Annotated in this window: 1 pseudogene; it reads left to right on the forward strand. The window is 68.1% G+C overall.

Annotated features, from left to right (window positions below):
- Nucleotides 1-957, forward strand: a pseudogene (locus tag LRX75_RS23225) (beta strand repeat-containing protein); the annotation flags it as partial.

The following is a 957-nucleotide window of genomic DNA, read 5'->3' on the forward strand; positions in this document are numbered from 1 at the left end:
CACTGACGACGGCCCAGGCCGGTGCGCTCTCCACGGCGCAGATCAAGGTGCTTTCGACCGCCCAGATCGACGGTCTGACGACGGCGCAGGTCAGCGTGCTGACCTCGGCCCAGGTCGGTGCCCTGACCACGGACGGTATCGCATCCCTCTCCACCGACCAGGTCGCTGCCTTGAACGTCAAGGCGATCGCTGCACTCTCGACCGCCCAGCTCGGCGCCATGAGCTCCGACCAGATCGGCGCGCTGAGCGCGGCCCAGATTGCGGAATTCGGTTCCGAGGATCTGGCAGCGCTTGCATCGGATGACCTTGCGGCCTTCTCGACCGGCGACATCGCCGCTCTCAGCGCCAAGGCCATCGCCGGCCTGTCGTCGAGCGTGATCTCGACGCTTGCCACCGACAAGATCGCAGCGCTCAGCTCGGCAGCCATCGGTGCTCTGACCTCCACGCAGCTCGGTGCCCTCAGCACCGCGCAGCTCGACGCCTTCAGCACCAAGCAGCTGGCGGCTCTGTCGTCCGGAGCCGTTGCCGGCCTCGAGACGGCCGACATCGCGACGATCTCCTCGACGGAAATCTCCGCTCTCGCCACCAAGACACTGGCAAGCCTGTCGACGGCAAACTTCGCCGCCCTCAGCTCTGTCCAGCTCGGTGCCCTGACGACCGCACAGACCGGTGCCCTGACGGCCGCCCAGGTTCGCACCCTGAGCACCGCCCAGATCGACGGCCTCTCCACAGCCCAGGTCGGCGTGCTGACCTCGGCGCAGGTCAGCGCCCTCACCACGGACGGCCTTGCCTCGCTCTCGACCGAACAGGTCGCAGCGCTTAGCTCGGCGGCCATCGGCGCTCTGTCGTCTGCCCAGCTCGGTGCGCTCAGCACCGCGCAGCTCGATGCCTTCAGCACCAAGCAGCTGGCGGCCCTGTCGTCCGCAGCCGTTGCCGGCCTTGATACCGCCGACATCG

The sequence above is a fragment of the Rhizobium quercicola genome (genome assembly GCF_021168455.1).
In the GTDB taxonomy this organism is placed as follows: Bacteria; Pseudomonadota; Alphaproteobacteria; order Rhizobiales; family Rhizobiaceae; genus Ferranicluibacter; species Ferranicluibacter quercicola.